This is a genomic window from Streptomyces sp. WY228, from assembly GCF_019287315.1.
Taxonomy (GTDB): Bacteria; Actinomycetota; Actinomycetes; order Streptomycetales; family Streptomycetaceae; genus Streptomyces; species Streptomyces caviscabies.
In genome coordinates this window covers 7,042,940-7,064,313 of record NZ_CP079114.1, presented here as the reverse complement: position 1 = coordinate 7,064,313, position 21,374 = coordinate 7,042,940, and the positions used below count along the sequence as shown (strand labels likewise).

The window sequence follows — 21,374 nt, the reverse complement described above, 5'->3', positions numbered from 1 at the left end:
GGGCGGAACAGTGGGGCGGACGGGTCCGCCCCCATCAGGTCAGCCGAGGGTGGCGATGGCCTGGTTGAACGTGGCGGACGGGCGCATGACCGCCGCGGCCTTGGCCGGGTCGGGCTGGAAGTAGCCGCCGATCTCGGCCGGGGAGCCCTGCACCGCGATCAGCTCGGCGACGATGGTCTCCTCCTGCTCGGCCAGGGTCTTGGCGAGCGGGGCGAACGCCTCGGCGAGCTTGGCGTCGTCGGTCTGCCGCGCCAGCTCCTGGGCCCAGTAGAGGGCCAGGTAGAAGTGGCTGCCGCGGTTGTCGATGCCGCCGAGGCGACGGCTCGGGGACTTGTCCTCATTGAGGAAGGTGCCCGTCGCCCGGTCCAGGGTGTCGGCGAGGACCTGGGCCCGCGCGTTGTCCGTGGTGGTGGCCAGGTGCTCGAAGCTGACCGCGAGGGCCAGGAACTCGCCCAGGCTGTCCCAGCGCAGGTAGTTCTCCTTGACGAGCTGCTGGACGTGCTTGGGGGCCGAGCCGCCCGCGCCCGTCTCGAACAGACCGCCGCCGTTCATCAGCGGGACGACGGAGAGCATCTTGGCGCTGGTGCCGAGCTCCAGGATCGGGAAGAGGTCGGTGAGGTAGTCACGGAGGACGTTGCCGGTGACGGAGATGGTGTCCTCGCCGCGGCGGATGCGCTCCAGGGAGAAGGCGGTGGCCTCCTCCGGGGTCTTGATCGAGATGTCCAGGCCGTCGGTGTCGTGGTCGGCGAGGTACGTGGTGACCTTGGCGATCAGGTTGGCGTCGTGCGCGCGGCCCTCGTCCAGCCAGAACACGGCCGGGTTGCCGGTGGCGCGGGCGCGGGTGACGGCGAGCTTGACCCAGTCCTGGATCGGGGCGTCCTTGGTCTGGCACATCCGGAAGATGTCGCCGGCGCCCACGGCCTGCTCCAGCACGACGGCGCCGTTCGTGTCGACGACGCGCACGGTGCCGGTGGCGGGGATCTCGAAGGTCTTGTCGTGGCTGCCGTACTCCTCGGCCTTCTGCGCCATCAGACCGACGTTGGGCACCGAGCCCATGGTGGCCGGGTCGAAGGCGCCGTTGGCGCGGCAGTCGTCGATGACGACCTGGTAGACACCGGCGTAGCTGCTGTCCGGGAGGACGGCGATGGTGTCGGCCTCGTTGCCGTCGGGGCCCCACATGTGACCCGAGGTGCGGATCATGGCGGGCATCGAGGCGTCGACGATGACGTCGCTGGGGACGTGCAGGTTGGTGATGCCCTTGTCGGAGTCGACCATCGCGAGGGCGGGGCCCTCGGCGAGCTCGGCCTCGAAGGACGCCTGGATCTCGGCGCCAACGTCCGGCAGCGAGTTCAGGCCCTTGAGGATGCCGCCCAGGCCGTCGTTGGGGGTGAGACCGGCGGCGGCGAGCTGCTCGCCGTACTTGGCGAAGGTGTTCGGGAAGAAGGCGCGGACCGCGTGGCCGAAGATGATCGGGTCGGAGACCTTCATCATGGTGGCCTTGAGGTGCACGGAGAACAGCACGCCCTCGGCCTTGGCGCGGGCGACCTGCGCGGTGAAGAACTCGCGCAGCGCGGCGACGCGCAGGACGGCCGCGTCGACGACCTCGCCCTTGAGGACGGGTACGGACTCGCGGAGCACGGTGGTGGTGCCGTCGTCGCCGTGCAGCTCGATGCGGAGCGAGCCGTCCTCGGCGATGACCGCGGACTTCTCGGTGGAGCGGAAGTCGTCGACGCCCATGGTGGCGACGTTCGTCTTCGAGTCGGCCGACCAGGCGCCCATGCGGTGCGGGTGGGCCTTGGCGTAGTTCTTGACGGAGGCGGGGGCGCGGCGGTCGGAGTTGCCCTCGCGCAGGACCGGGTTGACGGCGCTGCCCTTGACCTTGTCGTACCGGGCGCGGACGTCCTTGTCGGCGTCGGTCTGCGGGTCGTCCGGGTAGTCCGGAAGCGCGTAGCCCTGCTCCTGGAGCTCGGCGATGGCGGCCTTGAGCTGCGGGATCGACGCCGAGATGTTCGGCAGCTTGATGATGTTCGCGCCGGGCGTCCTGGCCAGCTCGCCGAGCTCGGCGAGCGCGTCATCGATACGCTGCTCGGCCTTGAGGTGCTCCGGGAAACTGGCGATGATCCGGCCCGCGAGGGAGATGTCACGGCGCTCGACCGTGACGCCTGCGGTCGAGGCGTAGGCCTCGACGACGGGCAGGAACGAGTAGGTCGCCAGGGCAGGGGCCTCGTCGGTGTGCGTATAGATGATGGTCGAGTCAGTCACCGGGTGCTCCGCTCCACGTCTGCAACATTGCTTGACATCAAGATATCTCGTCACCGTGCCGGGCTCCACAAGGCCCCCGCACGGTTTCACCGCCGGCGCCCTGGACGGGCCGGGGCCGTGACCGCGCGCTCACGGCGGGTGAGACTCCGGGCCCCGCCGGACCTCGCGCCGCTCGTCACGGCCCGCCACCGCCCGGTGGGCCCCCGGGGCCGAACGTCAGCGTGAGCAGCGCCCCGCCGCCCGGCGCGGCCCCCGCCGTCAGCTCCGCCCCGTGCGCGCGGGCGATCTGCCGGGCCATCGCCAGGCCGAGGCCCGAGCCGGGCAGGGCGCGCGCCGCCTCGGCCCGGTAGAAGCGGTCGAAGACGTACGGGAGGTCCGCGGCCGGAATCCCCGGACCGTGGTCCCGGACCGTCAGCACCAGCCCGCCACCGCTCCCGGGCCCGCCGCCGCCCTCGCCCCCGCTCCCGTACGCGCTCAGCGCCACCTCCACCGGGGTGCCCGGCGGGCTGAACTTGGCCGCGTTGTCCAGCAGGTTCGTCAGCAGGCGCGCCAGCCGCGCCGGAACCCCGGGCCGGACCGTCTGCGCCGCACCCGGCCCCACCTCCAGCAGGAATGGGGTCCACGGCCAGTGCGTGCGGGCCGTGGCCACCGTGTGCTCCGCCACCTCCGCGATCCGCACCTCTTCCAGGAGCGGCAGCGGCTCCTCGTCCCGGGCCAGCTCGATCAGGTCGTTCACCAGCCCGGTCACCTCCCGGATCCCCCGCCCCAGCGCCCCCGACGCCCGGTCGCGCTGCTCGGGCGTCAGCCGGTCGCCGCGGGTCAGCAGCTCCGCGTTGGTGCGCAGCGCGGTCAGCGGGGTCCGCAGCTCGTGGGAGGCGTCCGCGACCAGCCGGCGCTGGGAGCTCACCGACTGCTCCAGCTCCCCGAGCATCGTGTTGAAGCTGGCCGCCAGCCGGGTCACCTCGTCCTGCCGGCCCGGCGGGCCCGGGGGCAGCTCGATGCGGTGGCGCGGGTCCCGGGTCGCCGCGATCCGCTCGGCGGTCGAGGTCAGCCGGGCCACCGGGGCCAGGCCCGTGCGCGAGACGGCGTACCCGAGCAGGCCCGCCAGGAGCACCCCCGCCCCGCCGACCGCCGCCAGCAGCACGGCCGCCTGCCGCACGCCCTTCTCGACCGGGTCCGCCCGCAGCGCCACCTGGAGCGCCCGCCCGTCCCCGAAGGAGGTCGTCAGCATCCGCAGCGGCTGCCCGAAGCGGCTGACGTTGCTGTAGTACGGGGCCCGCTTCCCGGCCGCGACCTCGCGTACGGGGGCGGAGACGGGCAGCAGATACGCCGGGTCGGGGTCCGCCGCCGGGTCGGCCGGGACGATCTGGGCGCAGGCGGGCGCGGAGAGGTAGCGGCACTCGCCCGCCACGGTCTGCGGGCCCTCGCCCCGGTTCTCCTGGATCACCCGGGTCGCGGACTGGGTGAGGGACAGGTCGAGCTGGTGCAGCAGCTCGTAGCGGATGACGAAGAAGGCCGCCGCGCACACGCCGACCGCGACCAGCGCCACCGCCGCCGAGGCCGCCACCGCGAGCCGCGTCCGCAGGGGCCGCCTGCGCCGCCAGCGGGCGCCCGGGCGGCGCACCCCGCTCACGCCACGTCCAGCCGGTAGCCGAGCCCGTGCACGGTGTGGACGAGGCGCGGCTCGCCGCCCGCCTCCAGTTTCCGCCGCAGATATCCCACGTACACCGCGAGCGAATTGGAGTCGGGCCCGAAGTCCTGACCCCAGACCCGCTCCAGGATCACCTCGCGCGGCAGCGCCTGCCCCGGGTGGCGCAGCAGCAGTTCCAGCAGCGCGGCCTCGGTGCGGGAGAACTCCACCGGGCGGCCGCCGCGCCGTCCGGTCCGCGTCACCGGGTCCAGCGTCAGATCCGCGAAGGCGAGGTCCCCGTCCGGGGCCGGCGGCGCGGCCCGCCGCAGCAACGCCCGTACGCGTGCGACCAGTTCGTCCAGGGCGAACGGTTTCACCAGATAGTCGTCGGCCCCCGCCTCCAGCCCGTCCACCCGCTCGCTCACCGAGGAGAGCGCGGTCAGCACCAGCACCGGCGTCCGGTCCTTGATCGCCCGCAGCCTCCGGCACACCGCGAGCCCGTCGAGGACCGGCATCATCACGTCCAGGACCAGTGCGTCCGGCTTCCCAGGCGGCCACCGCCGACAGCGCCGCCAGGCCGTCGCCGACTCCGCGGACCTCGTACCCCTCGACGCTCAGCCCGTCCTCGACGGCGGCCCGTACGTCCGGCTCGTCCTCGGCCACCAGAATCCTGCCCGTACTCCGCAGGCCGCTCACGTCACTCACACCGCTCATGCCCCGAAGCCTGCCAAACCGGACTCTTAGAACCTTCTTAAGCCTCCCGCCCAGAGTGGCGGCCATGCGCACACCCCTCTCCGTCGTGATCGGTGCGGGCGGCACCGGCGGCCACATCTACCCCGGTCTCGCCCTCGCCGAGGCCCTGCGCCGCGCCGACCCGGACGCGGTCATCTCCTTCATCGGCACCGAGCGCGGGCTGGAGACGACCCTGATCCCGGCGGCCGGATACCGGCTGCACACCGTCGACATGATCCCCTTCGACCCCGCGCTCGGCGCGAAACGCTTCCTCCTCCCGGCCGCGCTCCTGCGCTCCGGGGCCCAGGCCCGCTCGGTCCTGCGCACCCAGCAGGCGCAGGTCGTCGTCGGCATGGGCGGCTATCCGAGCGCCCCGGCGATCGTCGGGGCGAAGCTGGCCGGGCTGCCCAGCGTGATCCACGAGTCCAACGCGGTGCCGGGCCGGGCCAACCAGTTCGCCGCCCGGCTCACCGAACACCTCACCGTCGCCTTCGACGGCAGCCGCGCCCATCTGTCGGGCGGTGAGCGGGCGCGGACCGTCGGCATGCCGATCGCCGCGTCGCTGGCCGCCCTGGACCGGCCGGCCCTGCGTGAGGAGGCGCGGCGCGCCTTCGGGATACCCGAGGGGGCGCGGGTCGTCCTCTTCAACGGGGGCAGCCTCGGCGCGGCCCGGCTCACCGCCGCCGCGGTGGGGCTCGCGGCCCGGTGGCGGGAGCGCGGGGACGTCCACCTCCTGATCAAGACGGGTCCGGCCTCGCTCGAAGAGACCCGTCGGAAGCTCGTCGACGCGGGGGCGGGGGCCGACGGGCACCGGCGCGGGCCCGTCGCGCAGGCGGTGCCCTACCTCGACCGGATGGACCTCGCCTACGCGGTCGCCGACCTGGTGGTCTGCCGGGCGGGCTCGGCCACGATCGCCGAGCTCGCCACGACCGGGGTGCCCGCCGTCCTCGTGCCGTACCCGCACGCCCCCGGCGACCACCAGACCCACAACGCGCGGGTCCTCTCCGACGCGGGTGCTGCCTGCCTCGTCCCCGATGCCGAGACCACCGCCGACCGCCTCGCCGAAATCGTCGACCCCCTGCTCGCCGACCCCGCGCGGCTCGCCGTGATGGGACGCGCCGCGGACCCGGGCCACCATGCCCGCGCCGCCGACCTGCTCGCCGAAACCGTCATCCGCCTCGCCGGACACCCCACCACCGCACAGGAGTTCACCTCATGAACAGCACCATCGCCGACATGAACAGCACCGCCGTCGACTGGACCGGCCGTACCGTCCTCGTCACCGGGGCCGAAGGCTTCATCGGCTCCACCCTCGTGGACCTGCTCGTCGAACGCGGCGCGCGCGTCCGGGCGTTCGTCCACTACAAGCCGTACGCCGACAAGGGCCACCTCGCCCGTCACCTCGACGACCCGCACGGCCCGGTCGAGTTCATCGCCGGGGACGTCGGCGACGCGGGACGCGTGATGGACGCGGTCGCGGGCTGCGACACGGTCTTCCACCTCGCCGCGCTCATCGGCATCCCCTACAGCTACGACTCCCCCGGCGCGTACGTCCGCACGAACGTCGTCGGTACGGAGAACATCGCCGAGGCCTGCCGCCGCCACTCCGTGCGCCGCCTCCTGCACACCTCCACCAGCGAGGTGTACGGGACCGCGCTGACGGCCCCGATCGGCGAGGACCACCCCCTCCAGCCGCAGTCGCCGTACTCCGCGTCGAAGATCGGAGCGGACATGATGGCCCTGTCCCACTGGCACGCCTTCGAGCTGCCGGTGACGGTCGTGCGCCCCTTCAACACCTATGGGCCTCGCCAGTCGGCCCGGGCGGTGATCCCCGCGATCCTCGCCCAACTGCACTCCGGAGCGCGGGAGATCCGCCTGGGCTCGCTGACCCCGACCCGCGACTTCACCTACGTCACCGACACCGCCGCCGGGTTCCTGGCCCTGGCCGGCTGCGACCGGGCGCTGGGCGAGAGCGTCAACCTCGGTACCGGCCGGGAGATTTCGGTGGGGGACCTCGCGAAGGCCCTCATCGCCGCCTCCGGCCGGGACGCCGAGATCGTCGTGGACCCGGCGCGGCTGCGCCCCTCCGGCAGCGAGGTCCACCGACTGCTGTCCGACAACACCCGCGCCCGCACCTGGGCGGGCTGGGAGCCCGAAGTCGGCCTGGAGGAGGGCCTGGAGCGCACCTCGGCCTGGGTGGCGGACCACCTGCACCTGTTCGCGCCGACGCGCTACCAGGTCTGAGCGACCCGCCGGGGCGGATGGCCGCCGGTCAGACCGGCGGCCGGTGCTCGTACCAGCGCAGGTCGTCCTCCAGCTGGGCGGCGAGCGCGATCAGCCGCTCCTCGCTGCGGGAGGGGCCGAGCAGCTGGGCGCCGACGGGGAGGCCGGAGCGGGTGAAGCCGGCCGGAACGTTCACGCCGGGCCAGCCGAGGACGTTCCACGGCCAGGCGTACGGGCAGGCGGCCGCCATGGTGACGTCGGTGCGCCAGGCGCCGAGGCGGTCGAAGGTGCCGATCCGGGGCGGCGGCGCGGCGGTGGTCGGGGTGAGGAGGACGTCGTACGAGTCGAAGAGGGCGCCGATCCTGCGGTGCTGGCGCACTTCGCGGGCGCGGGCGGCCCGGACCACCCGCCCGCCCAGCCGGGTCCCGGTCCGCAGGGCGCTGCGGGTGCGCGGGTCGAGGAGGGCCGGTTCGGGGTGGCGGGCGGCGAATTCGGCGATGCCGACGGTGGCGCGGGGCACGAAGGCGAGGCCGATCAGCCCGTACCGGGGGCGGGCCTCCTCGACGTGGTGGCCGAGCCGGGCGAGGGTCTCGGCGAGCGCGGCGACGGCCCGGCGCACCTCGGGGTCGGGTCCGGCGCCGGTGAGGGTGAGCGGGGGACGCCAGGCCAGGGCGATGCGGAGGCGGCCCGGGTCGCGGCGGGCGGCGTCGGCGGCGCGTACGGCGGGCGGGCGGTGGAAGTCCTCGGGGTGGGCTCCGGCGACGGCGTCCAGCAGCAGGGCGGCGTCGGCGACCGTACGGGCGAGGGGGCCGTTCACGGTGAGCCCCTGGAAGGCGTCGCTGTGCGGGTGGACGGAGATCCGGCCGCGCTGCGGTTTGATGCCGACGAGGTGCGTCCAGGCGGCGGGGATGCGCACGGATCCGGCGCCGTCCGAACCGAGGGCGGCGGGGACGAGCCCGGCGGCGACGGCCGCGGCGGAGCCGCCGGAGGAGCCGCCCGGGGTGTGCGCGGTGTTCCACGGGTTGCGGGTGGCGCCGAAGGCGGGTCCTTCGGTGAAGGGCCACTGGCCCAGTTCGCAGGAGTTGGTCTTGCCGACGACGACGGCTCCGGCGGCGCGCAGCCGGCGGACCGCCTCGCTGTCGGACACGGCCGGGGGCAGCTCGCCGTCGCAGCCGAAGTGGGTGGGCAGGCCCGCCACATCGGTGTCGTCCTTGACGGCGACCGGCACGCCGAGCAGGGGCAGCCGCTCCCCCGCCGCGAGCCTGCGGTCGGCCTCCGCTGCCTCGGCGAGGGCGGCTTCGGTCCGCAGGTGGCGGAAGGCGTTGAGGGTGGGCTGGGTGGCCTCGATGCGGGCGAGGGCGTCGGCGACGAGTGCGGTGGAGGTGGTGGTGGCGTCGGCGAGTCCGCGGGCGCTCTCCGCGAGTCCGGGCAGCGGCGGCGCGGCGGGGGCGGCCGTGCGGGGTGCGCGACCGGGTTCCCGTACGGCCGGGCCGGTCTGCTCGGTGGGCTCCGCTGAGGACATGGGCGTGCCGCCTCCCTCGTGTCGCGGGGCCGGCCGGTCGTCCCGGTTGCGCCCACGGCTACTTACTGGAGGGTAACGAGAGGAGGCGGCACGCTCAACCGGTGCGGCCGTTGCGGCCGTTCGGGCCGCGGCGGCCGGGGCCGCTACGGCGCTACGGCCCCGGCGTCACGGGCGGACGTGGATCTCGCCGATTCCGGTGCCGATCTTCCCGCAGTGGGCGGTGGACTGGCCGGACTCGCCGGGCCTCAGGGTGACGTGGTTGCCGTCGACGTCCGGGGCCCAGCCGCAGACCAGATGGACCCAGAAGGTCTGCGTCTGGCTGCCGTTGTTACGACAGAGCGCGAAGCCCGTGTACTCGTCGATGGCGTGTTTGCCGGTGTCGCAGGAGAGGCCGGGCGGAATCGCGACCGGGGCGGCCGTTGCGGTCACGGCGGTGACCGGGACCGTCAGCGCGGCCGCCATGGCGGTGGCGGCGACGGTCCGCCGAACTGACCGGAATCGCTCGCTCCGCGTGGCCGGCCTCTTCCCCGTGAACAGCTTCATGGTTCTCCTTCGTGGTGCGTGTCCGCGGTGATCCCGGGCGGGATCACCGCAGCTCTGCCCACCCTCCGTGACGAGAAACGCCTTCACTCCTGACGCTCCGTGTGCGCGCCGGGCGGCTCCCCCGCTCCCGGCGTACGCTCGAATGTGCCGGTTCTCATGGAGCGCACCCCCTGACCGGGGCGTTTTCGAGGAGGCGACGTGAGCGGACACCGTTGGGCCGCGCGTGCGGCGACCGGGGCCGCGGCCGTGGCCCTCACCCTGACGAGTGGTGTGGTCGCGCAGGCCGATGACGACATCGACTCACTGAGCGCCGAGGAGATCGTCGAACGCTCGCGCGACGCCCTGCTCGATGTGCAGTCCCTGCATCTGAGCGCGCGCGGCAGCATCGACGGAGCCGACGCGGACCAGAGCCTGGACCTCACCCTGGACCGCGAGGGGAACTGCGCGGGCGGGGTCGACATGGGCGACGACGGTTCGGTGGAGATCGTGAAGCGCGGCGACGACGTCTGGCTGAAGCCGGACGCCGCCTTCTGGAACACTCATGTGCCGATCGGCGGCTCCACCTTCGACGCGATCCTCGACGGCCGGTACATGAAGGCGAAGGCCGACGACCCCCGGCTGCTCAGCGTCACCGAGGTCTGCGATCTCGACACCTTCCGCGACCTGATCACGGACAACGACGTCACCGCCGACCGGGGTGACCTGACGAAGGGCGCGAAGACCGAGGTGAACGGGGCGCCCGTCGTACCGGTGACCTTCGCCTCGGGCGGCGAGCGGCTGACGGCCTATGTGGCGGCCGAGGGCACGCCGTACCCGGTGCGGATCACCGTGCGCGACGCCGGTGAGGAAGGGACCGTGGACTTCTCCGGCTTCGACCGGCCGGTGCCCACGGCCACTCCCTCGGCGGACGAGACGGTGGACGTCACGGCCCTGCTGGGCCGCAGCATCACACCCGTGTAGCCCGCCCACCGCTCTCGTACCGCTACGGATAGGCCACCAGGTTGGCCACGTTGCTGCCGGAGTTGGACGGTCCTCCCGTGTTGTTGATGACGTGGTTGATCGTGCCGGTCCCGCCGAGCGAGACGGTGACCATGTTGTGGAACCGCACCCCCGCCGTGTTCGGGGCCTCGAAGGCGCGCTCGGCCACCACGGACGGGTTGGCGTTGAAGAAGCAGTAGCTTCCCAGGCCCCACGCCTCGTGGCGGGTGACGGACGGGGACACCTTGTAGGCGTCGTAGCCGCGCGTCGAACCGTTCATCCAGGCGGCCTGGTCGGGCGGGTCGTACGGCATCTCGTTCTGGAAGAAGTAGGTGCGGCCGCCGTTGCCGTTCCAGATGACCTGGTGCTGCTGGTAGTGCTCGACGAACAGCCCGTACATCGTGACGTCCGTGCCGTTGACGACGAGTCCGGTGGCCGCGGTGTTGGTGTTCCAGCCGATGCCGCTGCCGTGGTCGCCGCGCCACAGCCACAGGTGGTCGCCGATGACATCGGAGCTGTTGACGACCAGGCTCTGGGTGGCCTTGCCGACGGCTGCTCCGCCGATGCGGAAGAAGACGTCGTGCAGCGAGGTGGGGTTGGCGGTGTGCCGGGCCGTGGCCCCGGGCTGTCCGACCTGCATCAGGGTCGGGGAGTTGACGGTGCCCGCGTCGATCAGCAGTCCGGCGATCTTGACGCCGTCGACGTCGGCGACGTTCATGGCGGTGATGCCGTTCTCGGGGACGATCGTGGCGAGCCCGAGTCCGAGGACGACGGTGTCGGCACGGGTGACGTTGATCGGCTGGTTGATCCGGTGGACGCCCGGGGTGAAGAGCAGGTTCTTGCCCTCGGCGAGTGCCGCGTTGATCTGGGTCGCGGTGGCGCCCGGCTTCACGATGAAGAACTGGCTGATGGGCAGTGACTGTCCGGCAGGTGTGCCCGAAGCCCAGCTGACACCCTGGGAATCGGTGCGCAGGGCCGGGACGAAGACCTGGTAGGCGCCGGCCCCGTCGACGTACAGGAAGGGCTTCTCGCGGCTGACGGGTGTCCGGTCGACGGTGGTGTAGGGCGGGTTGGGGAAGCTGTTGGCCGGGGCGTTGACGTCGCCGACGAAGACCATGTTCCAGTTGGAGCCGGTCCAGCTGTTCCACTGGCTGTTGCGGGAGAGCCACTGCTGCTGGGTGCCGGAGCGGACCTGGCCGTCGATCCTGGAGTCGGCCATGAAGCCGCCGCTGGACCAGCCGCCGTCGTCCAGCTGGAGGTTGCCGCGGACATGCATGCGGCGGTACGGGGCGGCCTGCGAGACGGCCCAACGGTCGGTGCCGGAGGGCGGGTTGACCGAGAGGTTCTCGGCGGAGCGCCAGAAGTTGTGGGTGGCGTTGCCCTGGAACCAGTCGGCCTCGGCGTGCACGCCGCCGTTGATGGTGACGTCGTCGGGCGACAGGCCGAGCCCGGCCACCTGGGTGTAGAAGCCGACGTTCGCGTCCACCTCGTAGCTGCCGGGCTTGAAGAGGAGGGCCTGGCGCTGGGAGCCGAACTGGTTGGTCTCCTGCTGGGCGAAGACCTGGTTCAGCTTGTTCTGGATGGTGGCCCGGGGCGTGGTGGGGTCGAAGACGGTGACGTTGGGGCCGAAGTCGGGGGTGCCGGGCGGGTTCGGTACGTCGGTGGCGCCCACGGTGAAGGACTGCGCGGCCGATCCGTTGCAGGTGTACTGCTGGATGCGGGCGCTGTCGGCGGTGGAGGCGGACGGGACGTCCAGGCACTTGCCGCTGTTGCGGTTCACGAAGTGGAAGCTGCCGCCGGGCTCCTCCACGGGCAGCCACTGCTGGTTGCCGCCGCCGGAGTACGACCACAGCTGTACGGGTGCCGCGTCGGCCGTGGACACATCGGTCACGTCCCAGCTCTTCGTGGCGTCGTTGCGGTTGTCGACCCGGACGTACCCCCCGCCGACGGACCGGAACTGCCACTGCTGGGCGGCCGATCCGTTGCAGGTGTACTGCTGCACCGCGGTGCCGTCGGCGGTTCCGGCGGCGGCCGCGTCCACGCACTTCCCGCTGTGACCTGCCGTCACGGTCGCCCAGCCGGTGGGAAGTTCGGCGGCCCGGGCGGTCGGGGCCGTGGCGACGGCGGTGAGCAGGGAGGCCACCAGTCCGCCGAGGGCCAGCAGCGGCACGGATCGGCGCCGGGGTCTGTGTCCGTCGCGGCGCGAGCCGCGGGCCGTGAGGGTGACCGGCATTCTCATATGTGTCTCCTGCGGGCGCGGGGGGCTTACTTCAGGCCGTGAAGTTAGGCCCGTTCCGTGGACACGTCAAGACCGCGCGTACGGAAGATGAATCCACCGGCATCGGCCATGATCGGCACCAACTCCCGTCACGAGGGCCTGTGTCGACGAAAGGCGAGCAGTTCCACGCTGGTCCGGACCAACCTCTTGACACGTTGTTCCGTTCACTTCTTAATCACATGGTGGAACGGTCGCCACATGGACGAACAAAGGACCCCACCCATGCCCCAGGCCCCCCACGGCCGCTCGCGCGCCGGCCTGTCGCTCCTCGCCCTCCTCGCCCTGCTGCTGGGACTTCTCGTGTCACCGGCCGGCGCGACTCCTCGATCACCGTCCGCCGCGGCGCCGTTCAAGGTCGTCGCGTTCTCCAGCGGAACCTGGGACGCGGCCCACATCAGCTTCGTCAAGGAAGCCAACGAGTGGTTCCCGAGGCAGGGCGCGGAGCACGGCTTCACCTACACCGCGACGAACAACTGGAACCTGCTCAGCGACAGCGCGGCGCTGAAGCAGTACGACGTGGTCCTCTTCCTCGACGACGCCCCGCAGTCGGCGGCCCAACGCGCGGGCTTCGAGGCGTACATGCGTGGTGGCGGGGCCTGGATGGGCTTCCATGTCGCGGCGTTCACCACCGACTCCGGAAGCTGGCCCTGGTACTACGAGCAGTTCCTGGGCAGCGGCGACTTCGCCACCAACACCTGGGGCCCCACCACCGCGACGCTGCACACCGACCACCGCACCCACCCGTCGACGGAGCGCCTGCCGGGCACGTTCACCTCGTCGGTGAGCGAGTGGTACAGCTGGAGCCGTAATCTGCGCACCAACCCCGCCATCGACGTACTGGCCTCGGTCGACCCGGTGAGCTTCCCGCTGGGCACGGACCCCGATCAGAGCTGGTACAGCGGCGACTACCCGCTCGTGTGGACCAACCACGACTACCGCATGCTGTACGCCAACTTCGGCCACAACGCGATGAACTACGAGACCGGTACGCCGCTGTCGTCGACCTTCGACTCCGCCACCCAGAACACCTTCCTCCTGGACGGGCTGAAGTGGCTCGGCACCGGTGCGACCTCCGCTCAGCCCGTCGCCGCCCCGCTCCCCCGGCGGGTCAGCGCCACGTACAGCACCAGCGAGGAGGCGAGCCCGACCGCCCAGCCGTAGTCGGCGAGCGGCTTCAGGAACGGGATCAGACCGTCGGCGGGGAAGGGCCCCTTGCCGGGAGCCGAATGCGAGCCGCCCACCGCGAGGACACCGCCGACCACGAAGGCCGCCACCGCCCGCCAGTTCCAGCCGCTCCGGTACCAGTAGCGGCCGCCGGGGCGGTAGAGGTCGGCCAGGTCGAGGACCGTGCGGCGGACGATCCAGTAGTCGGCGATCAGGATGCCCGCGACGGTGCCGAGCAGCCCGCCCACCAGCCCCAGCCAGGTGAAGATGTACAGCTCCGGGGTCTCGGTGAGCTTCCACGGCATGATCACGACCCCGATCACGCCCGTGATCAGCGCCCCGGTGCGGAAGCTGATGAACTTCGGCGCGAGGTTCGCCAGGTCGTACGCCGGTGAGACCACGTTCGCCGCGATGTTCACCGAGACCGTCGCGATCAGCACCGTGACCAGGCCGAAAACCAGTCCGAAGACGTTGTCGGTACGGGCCACGAGCTGGACCGGGTCCCAGATGGCCACCCCGTACACCGCCTGCGAACCGGAGGTGACGAAGACCGAGAGCAGGGCGAAGAAGGTCATCGTGGTCGGCAGGCCGAGCGACTGTCCGCGGATCTGGGCCCGTTGGCCGGCGCCGAAGCGGGTGAAGTCGGGGATGTTGAGGGAGAGCGTCGACCAGAAGGCGATCATGCCCATCAGGGACGGGAAGAAGACCGGCCAGAAGTCGGCGCCCCAGCCGAGCGCGGACGGCTGGTCCAGCAGCGGGCCGAAACCGCCCGCCTTGACCGCCACCCAGACCAGCAGCACGACCGCCCCGACCAGGACGAAGGGCGCCGCCCAGTTCTCGAAGCGGCGCAGGGTGTCCATCCCCCGGTAGATGATGGCCAGTTCGAGCGCCCAGAAGAGGGCGAAGCAGAGCCAGAGCGTCCAGGGCTGCCCGCCGATCTCCGCCGCGCCGGCCCAGCCGCCGAAGATCTTGCCGAGCAGCGTGAAGATGCCGACGCCGCCGATCCAGGTCTGGATGCCGAACCACGCGCAGGCGACGGCGGCCCGGATCAGGGCGGGCAGATTGGCGCCGCGCAGCCCGAAGGAGGCGCGGGCCAGGACGGGGAAGGGAATGCCGTACTTGGGCCCGGCGTGCCCGGTGAGGAGCATCGGGGCCAGCACGATCACATTGGCGAGCGCGATGGTGAACACGGCCTGTTTCCAGTCCATGCCGAGCGCCACCAGACCGGAGGCGAGCAGCCAGGACGGGATGTTGTGGGCCATGCCGATCCACAGGGCCGCGAAGTTGTACGTCGTCCAGGTGCGCCGCTCCACGGGAACGGGCAGCAGGTCCTCGTTGGCGAAGCGGGGGTCGTCGGGGACGTAGCCGTGGGCGAGTTCGACCCGGTCGGAGGCGGCGGGCGCGGGTATCGCGTCCGGGGGCGGTGGGGTGGGCGGGACGGTGGCGGTCATGGTGGTGCCCTTCGCTCGGGAGCGGTGCCGTGCGGGGCGGTGCGGGCGGTGCGCGTGCGAACAGCGGCAGGGGGAGGGTGAAGGGAAGGCCGGGCGAGGCCGCGCGGTCAGCCGGACAGGCGGTCAGCAGACAGGCAGTCGCGCGGTCAGGCGGTCAGGCGGTCAGGGCCGGGATGATCTCGGCTCCGTACGCGTCGATGGTCTTCTCGCGGGCGTCGTGCATGTTGTACAGCGCGAACTGGTCGACCCCCATGTCCCGCAGCGCCTGGAGCTTCTCGATGTGCGCCTCGGCGGGGCCCAGCAGGCAGAACCGGTCGACGATCTCGTCCGGGACGAAGGCGGTGTCCGGGTTGCCGGTGCGGCCGTGGTGGCTGTAGTCGTAGCCGGAGCGGCCGGCGATGTACGCGGTCAGCGCCTCGGGGACCAGACCGGAGTGTTCGCCGTAGCGGGCGACCAGGTCGGCGACATGGTTGCCGACCATCCCGCCGAACCAGCGGCACTGCTCCCGGGCGTGGTCGAGGTCGTCGCCGACGTAGGCGGGGGCCGCGACGCAGATGGTGACGGAGTCCGGGTCCCGTCCGGCGTCGGACGCCGCGTCCCGTACCGCCTTGATCATCCACTCGGTGAGGAAGGGGTCGGCGAGCTGGAGGATGAAGCCGTCGGCCTTCTGCCCGGCCAGCGCCAGGGCCTTGGGCCCGTACGCCGCCATCCACACCGGCAGCCGCCCGTCCTTCACCCACGGCAGTTGCAGCGGCTGCCCGTCGACCGTCGCCTCCCGGCCCTCGGCGAGGTCCCGGATGACGTCGATGGCCTCGCCGAGCCGGGCCAGGGTGTTGGGCCTGCGGCCCGCGACGCGCATCGCGGAGTCGCCGCGTCCGATGCCGCAGACGGTGCGGTTGCCGTACATGTCGTTGAGGGTGGCGAAGGTGGAGGCGGTGACCTCCCAGGTGCGGGTGCCCGGGTTGGTGACCATCGGGCCCACGATCAGCTTCTCCGTGTGCTCCAGGATGCGGCTGTAGATGACGAACGGTTCCTGCCAGAGCACCGCCGAGTCGAAGGTCCAGCCGTAGCGGAACCCGTTGCGTTCGGCGCGCCGCATCAGGCCGACGACGGCGGAGGCGGGCGGGTCCGTCTGGAGGACGAGGCCGAAGTCCATGGCGGGATCTCCTAGTCGAGGTACTGACAGGTGGCGCGGGGGGTGTACATGCCGTGTCCGGCGCGGCCGGTGAACTTCCGTCCGTCGATGACGAGTTCGCCGCGCGAGAGCACGGTCTCGACCTGGCCGGTGATGCGCTTGCCCTCGTACGCCGAGTAGTCGACGTTCATGTGGTGCGTCTCGGCGGAGAGGGTCTGTTCGGCGGCCGGGTCGTAGATGACGATGTCGGCGTCGGCTCCCGGGGCGATGGTGCCCTTCTTCGGGTAGAGGCCGAACATCCGGGCCGGGGAGGCGCAGGCGATCTCGATCCAGCGGCGGCGGGTGATGTGGCCGTCCACGACGGCCTGGTGCAGCAGGTCCATGCGGTGCTCGACCCCGGGCATGCCGTTGGGGATCTTGGAGAAGTCGCCGCGGCCCATCTCCTTCTGGCCCGAGAAGCAGAAGGGGCAGTGGTCGGTGGAGACGACCTGGAGTTCGTTGTTCCGCAGGCCCCGCCACAGGGCTTCCTGGTGCTCCTTGGGCCGCAGCGGGGTGGAGCAGACGTACTTCGCGCCCTCGAAGTCGGGTTCGGCGAGGTTGTCGGTGGAGAGGAAGAGGTACTGCGGGCAGGTCTCGCCGAAGACCGGGAGGCCCTTGTGGCGGGCGGCGGCGATCTCCGCCACGGCCTCGTCGGCGGAGACGTGGACGACGTAGAGGGGGGATCCGGCGACCCGGGCGAGCTGGACGGCGCGGTGGGTGGCCTCGGCCTCCAGGGCGACCTTGCGGACGTCGCCGTGGTAGCGGGGGTCGGTGTGCCCGGCGGCGAGCGCCTGCTCGACCAGGACGTCGATGGCGATGCCGTTCTCGGCGTGCATCATGATCAGCCCGCCGTTTCCGGCGGCCTTCTGCATGGCGCGCAGGATCTGGCCGTCGTCGCTGTAGAAGACGCCGGGGTAGGCCATGAACAGCTTGAAGGAGGTGACGCCCTCGGCGACGAGGAGGTCCATCTCCTTGAGCGAGGACGGGTTCACGTCCGCGAGGATCATGTGGAAGGCGTAGTCGATGGCGCAGTTGCCGTCGGCCTTGGCGTACCAGGCGTCGAGCCCTTCGCGCAGGGAGCTGCCCACGCTCTGGATGGCGAAGTCGACGATGGTGGTGGTGCCGCCCCAGGCGGCGGCCCGGGTGCCGGTCTCGAAGGTGTCGGCGGCGTACGTCCCGCCGAACGGCATCTCCATGTGGGTGTGCCCGTCGACGCCGCCCGGGATGACGTACCTGCCCGTCGCGTCGATCCTCCGGTCGGCGTTCCAGCTCTCGGCGGCGTCGGTTCCGTGGGCGGCGAGGGCGACGATCCGGCCGCCTTCGACGAGTACGTCGGCGTGGATCTCGTCGGACGCGGTGATGACCAGACCACCGTGGATGACGGTACGGCTCATGGGGTCCCTCCTCAACTCGGGGCGGTTCACCGGCCCTTGGGCGTACGGCCGGGGCGGCCCCGTGCGGTTCGTATACGTACGGGGCCGCCGGGCGCGGGTCAGCCCGCCGCGTGCAGGGCGTCCGCGAGGATCGCCGCGCCCTCCTCGGCCTCGGCGACGGTCAGGGTCAGCGGCGGGGCGATGCGGAGCACGCTGGTGTTGTGGCCGCCGCCCTTGCCGATGAGCAGCCCGCCCGCGCGGGCCGCTTCGAGGACGGCCGCGGCGGCGTCCGGGTCGGCCTCGTCGGTGCCGGGTTTCACCAGCTCGATGCCGATCATCAGGCCCCGGCCGCGCACCTCGCGTACGGCGGGCGAACCGGCGGCGACCGAGCGCAGCCGTTCGATGAGCAGCCCGCCGACGCGCCGCGCGTTGCCCTGGAGGTCGTGCTCCAGGACGTAGGAGAGGTTGGCGAGCGAGGCGGCCATGGTGATCGGTGAACCGCCGAAGGTGGAGATGGAGTTGGCGTCGAGGCAGTTCATCACCTCGGCGCGCGCCACCACTCCGCCGACCGACATGCCGTTGCCGATGCCCTTGGCGAAGGTGAGGATGTCCGGCGGCCCGTTCTCGGCGTGCGCCTGCCAGCCCCAGAAGTGCTCGCCGGTACGGCCCCAGCCGGTCTGCACCTCGTCGGAGATCCACAGCACCCCGTGCCGGTCCAGGACTTCGCGGAACGCGGCGAACAGCCCGTCGGGCGGCGAGGTGAACCCGCCGACGCCCTGGATGGGTTCGGCGATCAGGGCCGCCGGGTTGCGGGTGTGTCCGAGCAGGTCCTCCAGGTCGGCGACGCATGCCCGGATGAACGCCTCGTCGCTCAGCTCGGCGTACGGGCCGCGGGTGCGGACGCCGCCGTGGACGTACAGGGTCTGGAGCGGCGACAGACTCGTGGGCGACCAGGCCTGGTTGCCGGTGATCGAGACCGTCGAGAAGGACCGGCCGTGGTAGCTGTTGCGCATCGCGAGGATCTGGTTGGACCTGCGGTACGCGGTGGCGAGCAGCAGCGCGGTGTCGTTGGCCTCGGTGCCGGAGGTGGTGAAGAAGACCCGGGCGTCGGGGATGCCGGAGAGGGTGGCGATCCGCTCGGCCATCTCCACCATGGGGCGGTTGAGGTAGAGGGTGGAGGAGTGGATGATCCGCCCGGCCTGTTCGGCGACCGCCTTGGTGACCTCGGGCAGCGCGTGGGCGGTCATCGTGGTGAGGATGCCGCCGAAGAAGTCCAGGTAGCGGTTGCCGTCCGCGTCCCAGACATGCCGGCCCTCGCCGTGGGTGAGTTCGATGGGGTGGCGGTAGTAGAGGGCCAGCCACTCGGGGCTGACGGCGAGGTGGCGCTCGTACAGTCCGGTCACGGCTCCACCAGCCCGTCATACGCGTCGGGCCGTCGGTCCCGGTAGAAGGCCCACTGCTGCCGGACCTCCTCGATCAGGTCGAAGTCGAGGTCGCGTACGACGAGTTCCTCCTCCTTGTCGCTGGCGACCTCCCCGACGAACTGGCCGCGCGGGTCGACGAAGTAGCTGGTGCCGTAGAAGTCGTTGTCGCCGTACTCCTCGCGGCCGACGCGGTTGATCGCGGCGACGAAGTACTCGTTGGCGACGGCGGAGGCCGGCTGTTCCAGCTGCCAGAGGTGGCTGGAGAGCCCACGCGAGGTGGCCGACGGGTTGTACACCAACTGGGCTCCGCCCAGTCCGAGTTGACGCCACCCCTCGGGGAAGTGCCGGTCGTAGCAGATGTACACGCCGACCTTGCCTACGGCGGTGTCGAAGACCGGCCAGCCGGCGTTGCCGGGCTTGAAGTAGTACTTCTCCCAGAACCCCTTGACCTGCGGGATGTGGTGCTTGCGGTACTTGCCGAGATACGAGCCGTCGGCGTCGATCACGGCCGCGGTGTTGTAGTAGAACCCGGACTGCTCGATCTCGAAGACCGGGACGACGATCACCATGCCGGTCTCGCGGGCCAGGTCCTGCATCCGCTGCACGGTCGGCCCGTCCGGGACGGGCTCGGCCCAGCGGTAGTGCTCGGGCTCCTGGACCTGGCAGAAGTAGGGGGCGTTGAACACCTCCTGGAAGCCGATGATCTTCGCCCCCTGCCGGGCGGCCTCGCGCGCGTGTTCCTCGTGCTTGGCAAGCATGGATTCGGTGTCGCCGGTCCAGGTCGCCTGGACGAGTGCGGCGCGTACGACGTGGGACATGAGCTGCTCCTTCGACGCGGCGTCAGAGAGCCTGCACGCGTTCTCTACGCACGTAGATCGGTGCATGGATGGAGAACGTAAGCCCCTCCGTCCGGCGGGGCAAGACCATCGCCGTGAACCGGCTGAGTCGATCATGTTTCGCACCCGAGCGGTCCACAACGGACACCGTACCGATTCGGCAACGCCGCACCCGGGAGCTCAGACCCCCGGCACGCCCGCGACCCGCAGCGCGTGCACCAGGTCCCACTCCCGCTCGACGGAGACCTCGCGGGCCGCCGCCAGCAGGAGCGGCAGCAGCCGGGTGCCGTCTCCGGCCAGTGCGGCGGACTCCTGCGGTGTGCGTACGCGGACGAAGGCGCCGAGCAGGTCCCGCGCCTCCCGTTCCCGGCCGGCGTCGTCCAGGGCGAGCACGGACGCGGCGACCTCGGCGGCGGGCCGGGCCACGCCCTGGCGCAGCAGCAGCCCGCAGTCCGCCTCGCGCCCGGCGGCGGCCAGCGCGCCGGCGGCCGCGGCGAACCCGGCGGGCGGCAGCGAGGACACCTCCCAGAGCAGGGTCGTCCAGTCGGCGGCGAGCCCGGCGCGGTACAGGGCGACCGCGAGCACCGGCAGCCAGGGCGCGGGCCAGGCCGCGACCTCGCAGAGCACCACGTGCGCCTCACCGCTGCGCCCCTCGGCGCGCAGCCGGACCAGCTGGGCCACGGCCCCGGCGACGGCCTGCCCGGCGGCCGGATCCGGCAGGGCGTCCGGCGCACGGTCCCGCCCGGTCCCACCCCGGCCCTCGTGCCCCTCCCGGCCCTCCTCCCCCGCGCCGCCGAAGCGGGCGCCGCGCGGGGCGGGCGCGGCCGAGCGCGCGGGGGCGGGCGGGCCGGGCAGCGGCATCGGGGCGTAGCCGGTCTCCTCCTCGTCGACCTCCAGTCCGGCGAACCGGGCGCCTCGCGGCTTCTTCCGCCGGGGCGCCGGGGCAGCTGGGCCGGGTGGGGCAGGTGGGGCGGGCGATGTGTCGGGGGCAGGCGCGTCATGGGCGGCCGTGTCCGGGGCGGGGGCGGCCTGGGCCCCGGCCCCGGTTCCGTCGTCGCTCGCGGGCCACCGGGCTCCGGGGTGTCCGGCCGCCGGGTCCCGCACCTCGGCGCGCGGCCGCGGAACCCGGCCGGTCCCGGCCGTCCCGGCGGGCCGCTCCTCGGGGTGCTCCGCCCGGAACCAGCCCTCGGGCGCCGCCACGGCGGCCAGCCGCTTGCGCAGTTCCGCACACCGCGCGGTGGCCCGTTCATGGTCGTCGCGGGCCCAGGCCAGCGCCTCCGGCCCGGCCGGATCCGGGCCGCCGGGCCCGGCGCCGCGCAGCCGCTCCGCCGCCCGGTGCTGCTCGCGGACCATCAACTCCAGCCGGTGGACCAGCTCCTGGCGTCCGCCGGGCCGCCGGTCGTGGGTGGCGGCGGACGCGGAGTAGAGCGCGGCGGCGCGCACCGAGACCTGCTCGGCGAACCGGGCGCCGTGCAGTGCGGCGAGGTCCGCGAGCAGCGACTCCACCACGTCCCAGGGCGGGATCTCGACTCCGTCGAGGCAGGACCGCATATCGGCCGGATCGCGCCGGCCGAAGACCCCGTACCAACCGCGTCCGGGGTCGAGACGGGCCACCAGGTCCCGCAGGTATTCCGCGAACGCCCCTACTTCGTCAGCCTGTTGATGCACCGTCATCGTCGCCCTCGCCGACCCTCGACCGGAGCCTTCCCGTCCGGAGGCATTCGACCGCAGACGTGTTACGGGACGGCTACGCGCGGCTTTCGGGCACGCTGCGGCGGGAGCAC

14 protein-coding genes and 2 pseudogenes are annotated in these 21,374 nt (G+C 72.3%); 4 read left to right on the top strand and 12 right to left on the bottom strand.

The features are described from left to right. Positions 1 to 39: 39 nt before the first annotated feature. From KV381_RS30980 to KV381_RS30970, 3 genes and pseudogenes are all read right to left on the bottom strand, one after another. Positions 40 to 2,262, bottom strand: coding sequence for an NADP-dependent isocitrate dehydrogenase (locus KV381_RS30980; RefSeq protein WP_218786823.1), 2,223 nt, complete (start codon positions 2,260 to 2,262; stop codon positions 40 to 42). Positions 2,263 to 2,437: 175 nt separating this feature from the next. Beyond that, positions 2,438 to 3,895: a cell wall metabolism sensor histidine kinase WalK gene (locus KV381_RS30975; RefSeq protein ID WP_218786822.1), complete on the bottom strand. Its 1,458-nt coding sequence runs from the start codon at positions 3,893 to 3,895 to the stop codon at positions 2,438 to 2,440. Beyond that, positions 3,892 to 4,606, bottom strand: a pseudogene (locus tag KV381_RS30970) (response regulator transcription factor). The gene KV381_RS30975 and the pseudogene KV381_RS30970 overlap by 4 nt, the downstream one beginning before the upstream one ends. 64 nt (positions 4,607 to 4,670) lie before the next feature. On the opposite strand from KV381_RS30970, the gene KV381_RS30965 reads away from it, so the two are divergent. After that, the gene (locus KV381_RS30965; protein WP_218786821.1) at positions 4,671 to 5,843 is read left to right on the top strand and encodes a glycosyltransferase; all 1,173 of its coding nucleotides are present in this window, start codon (positions 4,671 to 4,673) and stop codon (positions 5,841 to 5,843) included. 17 nt (positions 5,844 to 5,860) lie between these two features. Beyond that, entirely contained in the window at positions 5,861 to 6,868 is a 1,008-nt protein-coding gene (locus tag KV381_RS30960) for a GDP-mannose 4,6-dehydratase (protein WP_218787332.1), read from the top strand. A gap of 28 nt (positions 6,869 to 6,896) precedes the next feature. Here KV381_RS30960 and KV381_RS30955 read toward each other — a convergent pair whose 3' ends face one another. Further along, a complete protein-coding gene (locus KV381_RS30955) occupies positions 6,897 to 8,369 on the bottom strand; it encodes an amidase (protein ID WP_218786820.1) in 1,473 nt (490 codons plus the stop codon). 165 nt (positions 8,370 to 8,534) lie between these two features. After that, positions 8,535 to 8,912: a hypothetical protein gene (locus KV381_RS30950; RefSeq protein ID WP_103537319.1), complete on the bottom strand. Its 378-nt coding sequence runs from the start codon at positions 8,910 to 8,912 to the stop codon at positions 8,535 to 8,537. 198 nt (positions 8,913 to 9,110) lie between these two features. On the opposite strand from KV381_RS30950, the gene KV381_RS30945 reads away from it, so the two are divergent. Next, positions 9,111 to 9,872: a hypothetical protein gene (locus KV381_RS30945; protein WP_030084200.1), complete on the top strand. Its 762-nt coding sequence runs from the start codon at positions 9,111 to 9,113 to the stop codon at positions 9,870 to 9,872. Positions 9,873 to 9,894: 22 nt separating this feature from the next. Here the strand turns inward: KV381_RS30945 and KV381_RS30940 are convergent, their stop codons facing one another. Then, a complete protein-coding gene (locus KV381_RS30940; RefSeq protein WP_218786819.1) occupies positions 9,895 to 12,129 on the bottom strand; it encodes an RICIN domain-containing protein in 2,235 nt (744 codons plus the stop codon). Between the two features lie 261 nt (positions 12,130 to 12,390). Between KV381_RS30940 and KV381_RS30935 the strand changes: the two are divergent. Then, positions 12,391 to 13,266 (top strand): annotated as a pseudogene (locus KV381_RS30935) (ThuA domain-containing protein); the annotation flags it as partial. On the opposite strand, the gene KV381_RS30930 reads toward KV381_RS30935, so the two are convergent. The 6 genes from KV381_RS30930 to KV381_RS30905 all read right to left on the bottom strand — a co-directional run bounded on the left by KV381_RS30930 (position 13,245) and on the right by KV381_RS30905 (position 21,264). Further along, complete coding sequence (locus KV381_RS30930) at positions 13,245 to 14,783, bottom strand: NCS1 family nucleobase:cation symporter-1 (RefSeq protein ID WP_098025508.1); 1,539 nt, start codon at positions 14,781 to 14,783, stop codon at positions 13,245 to 13,247. The pseudogene KV381_RS30935 and the gene KV381_RS30930 sit on opposite strands and share 22 nt — an antisense overlap. A 154-nt stretch (positions 14,784 to 14,937) precedes the next feature. Continuing rightward, entirely contained in the window at positions 14,938 to 15,939 is a 1,002-nt protein-coding gene (locus tag KV381_RS30925; RefSeq protein WP_030084191.1) for a TIGR03842 family LLM class F420-dependent oxidoreductase, read from the bottom strand. Positions 15,940 to 15,950: 11 nt separating this feature from the next. After that, a complete protein-coding gene (gene hydA, locus KV381_RS30920; RefSeq protein WP_103537322.1) occupies positions 15,951 to 17,351 on the bottom strand; it encodes a dihydropyrimidinase in 1,401 nt (466 codons plus the stop codon). A gap of 98 nt (positions 17,352 to 17,449) precedes the next feature. Then, positions 17,450 to 18,733: an aspartate aminotransferase family protein gene (locus KV381_RS30915; RefSeq protein WP_030625100.1), complete on the bottom strand. Its 1,284-nt coding sequence runs from the start codon at positions 18,731 to 18,733 to the stop codon at positions 17,450 to 17,452. Next, positions 18,730 to 19,572 (bottom strand): nitrilase-related carbon-nitrogen hydrolase, encoded by an 843-nt coding sequence (locus KV381_RS30910; RefSeq protein WP_103537323.1) that lies wholly within the window; start codon positions 19,570 to 19,572, stop codon positions 18,730 to 18,732. Before KV381_RS30910 ends, KV381_RS30915 begins: the two co-directional genes overlap by 4 nt. 198 nt (positions 19,573 to 19,770) lie before the next feature. Continuing rightward, positions 19,771 to 21,264 (bottom strand): hypothetical protein, encoded by a 1,494-nt coding sequence (locus tag KV381_RS30905; RefSeq protein ID WP_218786817.1) that lies wholly within the window; start codon positions 21,262 to 21,264, stop codon positions 19,771 to 19,773. Positions 21,265 to 21,374 lie beyond the last annotated feature (110 nt).